Genomic DNA, 7,510 nt, shown 5'->3' with positions numbered 1-7,510 from the left:
CGATCGTGTGTTCTCTGTTTGACCCTCATGAATGAGTGTCAGTAACATCATACCTCATATTTCTGAGAAAGGCTATAAATACCCAGAATTACCGCCAACATCCATATTCCCCAAATATATCCAGCCAGCAATTCTTGGCGCTTGGGTATGGATAAACTGAGCTTTTCGCGATCGACAAAAACAGACCACGCGATGGGAAAAACCAGCAACCAAACTTGACAAAAGACTGACAGTGTTTGTCCCCAGCTTCCAGGGGCAATATACAAGCCTGCTATTATACCAATACTAGCAGCAGGGACAAGTAGTGTTAAAGCCAATAGTGCGGTTTTGCGATCGCCCCTGTTCAGCATTTTTCACGCTTTATTGTTGTAAAATTGGATTGATATCAAAGGTAAAAGCTTAGCCACTGGCGACAGGCGATACCACTTTCAAAAAACAATGCAACTTTAGGCAATAGCCAAACCCGTATCCAGTCAGTTATTCCCAATTATTTAATCTAAAATATAAGATGGTATGAGATTTGTGCCGCTTATAAAATTGGTGCCAATTTGTGGCGACTAAAAATATGCAGTTACCCAAAATTGAAGACTCCGCCGTTAAAGAAGTTTTTGTGGGTACAAGGTCTTTATTCAAGCACAATTTGATAATCGGTTGGCATTGGGGACTCGAAATACCATAATATGATTAAATCCCTAATAGCTGTGTATTTTGGCTGAATGACGATCGCAATTGATTTTGGAACTAGCAACACCGTCGTCGCTCGCTGGAATCAAGTCCTCCAGCAGCCCGAAACTTTGAAATTACCGGGATTGTCGGCAATCTCGGCTCAAAATCCGCCCCTAATTCCCAGTTTACTCTACATTGAGGACGCTGCTCAAAGTAAAGTCTTACTCGGTCAGCAAGTCCGCGACCGAGGCCTTGATTTGAGTGGAGATTCTCGGTTTTTTCGCAATTTTAAGCGGGGAATTGGCACTTCTGTTCAGGGTTTTGTGCCGGAACTTGACGGGCAACTTATTACTTTTGAACAAGTAGGTGAGTGGTATTTGAGCCAAATTGTGAACTCAATTCGCGAACTGCCCTTGCCGATCGATTCTTTGATTTTTACTGTGCCGGTAGATAGTTTTGAAGCTTACCGCCATTGGTTGGGCAAAGTGTCTCAATCTCTGCAAGTAGAACAGGTGCGGATGTTGGACGAACCTACGGCGGCTGCTTTGGGTTACGGTTTAGCCGATCGCGAAATTCTGTTAGTCATTGATTTCGGCGGCGGCACTCTCGATCTTTCTGTAGTGCGTTTGGACCCTTCCTCCGACAAAAAGCCCCTCGGTTTTATTCTCAAGTGGGGCGAAAAGTTATTGGCGGAATCTTCAGCACAAAAAACAAAAGTTGCGCGGGTTTTGGCTAAATCCGGACGAAATTTGGGCGGTTCTGATATTGATAATTGGCTGGTTGACTATTTTTTCAAAACAAAAGGGCTGGCAAAGTCTCCGATCACAACGAGATTAGCAGAACGGTTAAAGATTCAGTTGTCTTTAGTGAATCAGGCGGTTGAGGTTTATTTTGATGACGAAAATTTTGAGAGTTACGAATTAGAATTAGACCGATCTCGCTTTGAATCTATCCTCGCTGAACATCAGTTTTTTGACAAACTAGACGACTGCATGAATCAAGTATTGCAGCAAGGGCGACGCCAAGGTTTAGAAATTGGCGACATCGATGCAGTTTTGCTAGTTGGGGGTACTGTCCAAATTCCCGCTGTCCAGCGTTGGGTGCAGCAATATTTCGAGCCGGCAAAAATTCGCTGCGACAAACCCTTTGAGGCGATCGCCCAAGGTGCTCTGCAACTGAGTCAAGGGCTAGAAATCAAAGATTTTCTCTATCACAGTTACGGCATTCGCTACTGGAACCGCCGCGAAAATTGCCACAGTTGGCACAGTTTAATTAAATCCGGCCAGTCTTATCCGATGAGCGAACCGGTAGAATTAGTCTTGGGGGCTTCTTTAGAAAATCAGCCGAGTATAGAATTAATTGTCGGCGAATTGGGAGCGGAAACTGGCGGCACGGAGATATATTTTGACGGGGACAGGCTAATTACTCGCCAACTCGCTGGTCAAAGATCGGTACAGCCGCTAAATGACAAAGACGGAGCACGCAGCATCGCTCAATTGACGCCGCCTGGGTATCCGGGGAGCGATCGCATAAAAGTTTTGTTCCGCGTTGACGAACAGCGCTTTTTGCGAATTACCGTGGAAGATTTGCTGACCAATCAAACATTGTTAGAGGATAAACCCGTGGTGCAGCTAAGTTAGGAATAAGTTTTACAGGTAAGGTGCGCCGAAGCGCACCCTACTGATTGCGTTCAAAACAAATTTTTAAAAGCAGATGGACTACAAACTAGAAGTTCCACTCTCTCCGGAACTAGAAAAGTATCGCGACATAATCGAAGCTACCATTAAACCTTACATCGAAATTCAAACTTAGAATAATGATGACGTTAATTGGTGGGAGAGTAAATTTGGGGGATTTCCTTATTTACCTAAAGGCTTTGAATATCCCAAAACTTGTGACGGTAAATATTTATTTTTGCTAGCGCAACTCAACTTTGATGAAATACCGCCTTTAGATGGTTTTCCCGATCGGGGCATCTTACAGTTCTATATAGCCGACGATGACCTGTATGGTTTAGATTTCGGCAATTACGCCAATGTAGATAATCCCGCAGTCGAACAAAAATTCAAAATAATATATTTTCCTCAGCCCGACTTCCAAGTTGAAAACATGATTACCAATTATGATTTTTTGCCGAAACCCGAAGCTTTTCCTGTTGATGGCTGTTGCAGCTTGCAATTTACTAAAAAATATGCGCCGATTAGTACCAGTGACTACCAATTTACCGAACTTTTAGGCTCGGAAATCGATGAGTTATTTATGAACCCTGAAATTGAGGATGAGTACCTAGAAATATCGCCTTCCTTTGATCATAAAATAGGTGGTTATCCTGATTTTGTACAAAATGACGTAAGAGAATATAGTAGTAACTGTGATCTGGTACAAAAACCAAAAATTCTTCTCTTCCAAATGAATACCGATTGCAATGAGACAGTAGATATCATGTGGGGAGACACTGGTGTAGGTAACTTTTTTATTGATGAATCAGCACTCAAACAATTAGATTTTAGTAAGGTTTTATACAATTGGGATTGTGGTTGAAAGCAGCCGTTAAGTAAGCAAACTTAAAAAAAGAGAATACCCAGAGCCCCGACTTCTTTAAGAAGTCGGGGCTCTAATGCCCCATGCCCCATGCCCAATTCCCCATGCCCAATGCCCTAAATCTCAGATTTGTGCACCACCACTGGCGTCCCCACCGAGGCCCATTCAAATAGCCATTTAGCGTGATTTACAGCTACATTTGTGCAGCCGTGAGTAACGGGATTGCCAAACAAATTGTGCCAGTAAGCGCCGTGAATTGCATTGCCACCGTCGTAATACATTGTATAGGGAACGTCCGGCACGTCGTAGTCCGGCCCAGTCATTCTAGCAACGCGGTATTTGGTTTCAACGGCAAAGGTTCCCGTGCGGGTGGGAGTCGATGATTTGCCGCTGGAAATAACCACCGCGTAAACAGGTATATTTCCTTCCCAAGCTATTAACCTTTGTCTTGACAAATCTATTTCAATCCAGCGCTGGCTGGATTGCTGCAACTGCATAATTTTATTAGCAATTATGTTGTGCTGTTCGCCGGCTAATGCGGTCATTGAACCGCCGCAGAATGCACCAAATGTTAGGGCGCAGCCGGCACAGAAAGTTCCTGCGCGGCGGAAGTAAATTGAGTTGATAATGCTGTTCATTTCTCACACCTCGTACTATTTTAGATTTTAGATTTTAGATTTTAGATTGGCTTGTCCTACTTTAGATTTTAGATTTGAAATGTTGGATTGGGAAACAGGGCTTAACAAGTTGTTAAGTTTTGGGTAAGATCTCGGGCAATTTGGGCGATCGCCCGCCAATCGCGATTTTCCACTAAGTGTTTAGGAAATAAGTCTCCGGCCAAACCCACGGCGATCGCCCCAGCGTCTATAAATACTTTCGCATTTTCCAGCGTCACCCCGCCAGTGGGAATTAAAGGAATGTTTCCCAGGGGGCCTTGCAGGCTTTTCAGGTAGGCCGCGCCTCCCAAAGCCGATATCGGAAACACTTTAACGCAGGTAGCGCCTGCTTGCCACGCGGTGACAATTTCCGTGGGAGAAAAAGCACCGGGGACGATCGGCACTCCGGCGTCAACTGCTGTTTTAATCATCGCTACATCGGTGTGTGGAGTAAACAGAAATTGAGCGCCACAGTCTAGTGCTTGCTGCAACTGTTCTAAGTTTAATAAAGTGCCGGTGCCAATACTAAAAGTAGGAAATTCTGACCGGAGTTCCGCAATTAATTCAGCGGCTTTGTGGGTGTTCCAAGTAATTTCAATAAACTGGATTCCGCCTGCTGCTACCGCTGATGCCATCTGCCAAGCAAGTTCCTTTTCTGATGAACGGATGACTGCGATCGCCCGGTGTTTTTTTAGTTGTGTCAACCAAGATTGATGATTCATGCTAACTGATTTTGCCGCCAGATAATTCTATACAGTTCATATCGGAAGACCCAGCGGTTGAAACCGCGTCTATACAAACAAAACCCACCTCCGTGGGTTTCCGAGGGGGGGTTAAAATTGCGTTATTTTCTTTACACCACAGGCGAGTGGACTGCGTTTGACTCGCTAGCGAGAGTAAGTAAAGCCTCAGCATCGCTCGGTTGTGCCATCCATATTACCGCCATTTGCATAACCTCGCTCTACCCGTTGTAATGAGCAACAACTTTAGTCACTTCTCCGGTTGAACTGACTTCCATAAACTCACCTGCCTTCGTGCCTTTTTGGTTGATGTAGTAAAGGACAACACTGGAAACTCCCCACATCACATCAAGCAACTCAAACTTGAGGTCAGGATAAACTTCCAGCCCTTTTTTGAAGTAGTTTCGTAGCGCTTCTTTGCCTGTCACTGTCCCAGATGGTTCGTTTAGCAGTTGCGCTGCGACAGGCGATATCAGAATTACATCTTCTGCGTAATGGGACATGATTCGATCGAGGTTATGAGTATTCCAAGCTTCTACCCAATCAAGTGCAAGTTCACGCGCTCTATCTTCAGTGACGATCATGGTTTGCTACTCCAATGCTTTTTTTGGCTGCTTCCTGTGTGCCCACAAAAAAATCGGGGCGATTCCAGACAATCCCAGAATCACCCCAATTATCGATTTCAAATTTTAGATTTAATCTAAAATCCCAAATCTAAATTGTAAAATCGATTAGGCGATCGTCGCCATTTTCACATCGCTATTAGCTAACAAATTTTGCAATTCATCCGCATCCACCGTTTCCTTTTCAACTAGCATATCTGCCAAAGCATTAAGGACGTGGCGGTTGCCGACGAGTACATCTTTAGCGCGGCGGTAAGCTTGCTCTACCAACAAACGCACTTCATCATCGATCGTCGCTGCGGTTTCTTCTGAGAAATCGCGTTCAGCCATGATATCGCGACCCATGAACATATTGCCTTGTTGGCGACCCAAAGCTACAGGGCCTAGCCGATCGCTCATTCCGAAGCGAGTCACCATTTGCCGCGCTACTCTTGCCACTTGCTGCAAGTCGTTTGACGCACCGGTTGTTACTTCTTCCTCGCCGAAGACAATCTCTTCAGCAATGCGGCCGCCCAAAGCTACCGCCATTTGATTTTGCAAATAAGACCGAGAATACAAGCCAGAATCCATCCGATCTTCGCTTGGTGTGAACCAAGTCAAACCGCCAGCGCGGCCGCGGGGGATAATGCTAATTTTCTGCACGGGGTCATAATCGGGCATGAGCGCGCCCACTAAAGCGTGACCGGCTTCGTGGTAAGCTACCAAAGTTTTGCGCTTTTCGCTCATCACGCGGTCTTTCTTTTCTGGGCCGGCGAGCACGCGGTCGATCGCATCGTTGACTTCATCCATTGAGACTTCTGTCAAGTTGCGGCGGGCGGCTAAAATGGCTGCTTCGTTGAGTAGGTTGGACAAATCCGCACCGGTGAAACCGGGTGTCCGGCGGGCGATTTTTTCCAAGTCCACGTCTTTCGACAAAGTTTTGCCGCGGGCGTGAACGTTGAGAATTTCTAGGCGGCCTCCGAAGTCGGGGCGATCGACTACAACTTGGCGATCGAAGCGACCCGGACGCAGCAGCGCCGCATCGAGCACATCGGGGCGGTTTGTGGCAGCAATCAGAATGATGCCAGTATTGCCCTCAAAGCCGTCCATTTCTGTCAGCAACTGGTTCAGGGTTTGTTCCCGTTCGTCGTTACCACCGCCCAAACCAGCGCCCCGCTGGCGGCCTACCGCGTCAATTTCATCGATAAATACAATACAAGGAGCGTTCGATTTAGCTTGTTCAAACAAGTCGCGGACGCGGGAAGCACCCACACCTACGAACATTTCCACAAATTCTGAACCGGAAATCGAGAAGAAGGGAACGCCTGCTTCTCCAGCCACTGCTTTTGCCAGCAGGGTTTTGCCAGTTCCGGGAGGGCCGACCAGCAGCACGCCTTTAGGAATTTTTGCTCCGACTGCGGTGAAGCGGTCTGCATTTTTCAGGAAGTCCACGACTTCTGCGAGCTCTAGCTTGGCTTGTTCAATGCCGGCCACGTCGCCAAAAGTCACCTGAGTTTGCGGCTCCATTTGGACTCTAGCTTTGGATTTGCCGAAGTTCATAGCTTGGTTGCCGGGCCCGTTTTGGGCGCGCCGCACCAGGAAAAACAGTCCGACCAAAAGCAGAATCGGGAAGAACAGACTGCTGAGGGCTTTTACCCAGAAGCCTTCGTCGCTTTGGGGCAGAACTGAAATATCGACGTTATTTTTGCTCAGGATGTTGATCAGTTCTGGGTCGTTAGGCAGGTTGACAATCACCTTGTTGCCGTCCTGGGCTGTGACCAGGGCTTTGCTGCGATCGGAACTGATATTTATTTTGTCTACTCTCTTGCCTTCGACTTCCTGAATGAATTGACTGTACTTCCAAACTTCGCGGCTTGGGGGCTGTTTGTCAAAAAAAGCCGTTGCTAAGGCAATGACTACAATAGCCAGCAGTGCGTACAGGCCAGCGTTTCTCCAGCGTTTATTCACCGAGGTCGATCCTCCTAATTTTTAGTCCCTGTGATCTGGGAATTTTTATTTATGTTCATCAATCTTAACGTAATTGTAACTTGTTTTTGTGTGGTGAGGAATCCCGGCCATGCTGTGGCGGTCTAAGGTGAGGTTGTGGAAACCGAACGGCCCTGGGCTTCGTCAGGAGATGCGGGTGCTGTCTTAAGGGTTACATTTCCGGCTACACTATAGAACAGAATTTGTCAAGATTGTCAAAATTGGTGGCGATCGCCACCAGTCCTGTTTAGGGAGCAGATTTGGCGTATAACTCTGAACGAGCCTTGGACAAATAGCAGTGCGATCGCTCTGATACCGC

The 7,510-nt window shown here is 46.6% G+C and carries 6 protein-coding genes and 1 pseudogene; 2 read left to right on the top strand and 5 right to left on the bottom strand.

Annotated elements, in window-relative coordinates:
* Positions 1 to 47: 47 nt before the first annotated feature.
* Positions 48 to 350 carry a hypothetical protein gene (locus QT994_RS19900; RefSeq protein WP_333177399.1) on the bottom strand — a complete coding sequence of 101 codons (303 nt, stop codon included), beginning with the start codon at positions 348 to 350 and terminating at the stop codon, positions 48 to 50.
* A gap of 366 nt (positions 351 to 716) precedes the next feature.
* On the opposite strand from QT994_RS19900, the gene QT994_RS19895 reads away from it, so the two are divergent.
* Complete coding sequence (locus QT994_RS19895) at positions 717 to 2,306, top strand: Hsp70 family protein (protein WP_333177397.1); 1,590 nt, start codon at positions 717 to 719, stop codon at positions 2,304 to 2,306.
* A gap of 211 nt (positions 2,307 to 2,517) precedes the next feature.
* Positions 2,518 to 3,207 (top strand): annotated as a pseudogene (locus QT994_RS19890) (YwqG family protein); the annotation flags it as partial.
* Between the two features lie 116 nt (positions 3,208 to 3,323).
* Here QT994_RS19890 and QT994_RS19885 read toward each other — a convergent pair.
* The 4 genes from QT994_RS19885 to ftsH3 all read right to left on the bottom strand — a co-directional run bounded on the left by QT994_RS19885 (position 3,324) and on the right by ftsH3 (position 7,173).
* Positions 3,324 to 3,845 (bottom strand): L,D-transpeptidase, encoded by a 522-nt coding sequence (locus QT994_RS19885; RefSeq protein ID WP_333049497.1) that lies wholly within the window; start codon positions 3,843 to 3,845, stop codon positions 3,324 to 3,326.
* Positions 3,846 to 3,946: 101 nt separating this feature from the next.
* Positions 3,947 to 4,585, bottom strand: a complete 639-nt coding sequence (locus QT994_RS19880; RefSeq protein WP_333177396.1) for a bifunctional 4-hydroxy-2-oxoglutarate aldolase/2-dehydro-3-deoxy-phosphogluconate aldolase — start codon at positions 4,583 to 4,585, stop codon at positions 3,947 to 3,949.
* Positions 4,586 to 4,824: 239 nt separating this feature from the next.
* Positions 4,825 to 5,187 carry a nuclear transport factor 2 family protein gene (locus tag QT994_RS19875; RefSeq protein WP_333074531.1) on the bottom strand — a complete coding sequence of 121 codons (363 nt, stop codon included), beginning with the start codon at positions 5,185 to 5,187 and terminating at the stop codon, positions 4,825 to 4,827.
* Positions 5,188 to 5,334: 147 nt separating this feature from the next.
* Positions 5,335 to 7,173, bottom strand: a complete 1,839-nt coding sequence (gene ftsH3, locus QT994_RS19870; RefSeq protein ID WP_333049491.1) for an ATP-dependent zinc metalloprotease FtsH3 — start codon at positions 7,171 to 7,173, stop codon at positions 5,335 to 5,337.
* Positions 7,174 to 7,510: the final 337 nt, after the last annotated feature.

Source organism: Microcoleus sp. S13_B4, from assembly GCF_036700885.1.
In the GTDB taxonomy this organism is placed as follows: Bacteria; Cyanobacteriota; Cyanobacteriia; order Cyanobacteriales; family Microcoleaceae; genus Microcoleus.
The sequence above is the reverse complement of the archived record's forward strand: the minus strand, read 5'-3'. Positions and strand labels throughout refer to the sequence as shown.

Excerpts from the sequence above, each read along its gene's own strand:
- QT994_RS19880 (WP_333177396.1), bottom strand. The coding sequence starts at position 4,585 with ATGAATCATCAATCTTGGTTGACACAACTAAAAAAACACCGGGCGATC.
- QT994_RS19885 (WP_333049497.1), bottom strand. The coding sequence starts at position 3,845 with ATGAACAGCATTATCAACTCAATTTACTTCCGCCGCGCAGGAACTTTC.
- QT994_RS19900 (WP_333177399.1), bottom strand. The coding sequence starts at position 350 with ATGCTGAACAGGGGCGATCGCAAAACCGCACTATTGGCTTTAACACTA.
- QT994_RS19875 (WP_333074531.1), bottom strand. The coding sequence starts at position 5,187 with ATGATCGTCACTGAAGATAGAGCGCGTGAACTTGCACTTGATTGGGTA.
- QT994_RS19895 (WP_333177397.1), top strand. The coding sequence starts at position 717 with ATGACGATCGCAATTGATTTTGGAACTAGCAACACCGTCGTCGCTCGC.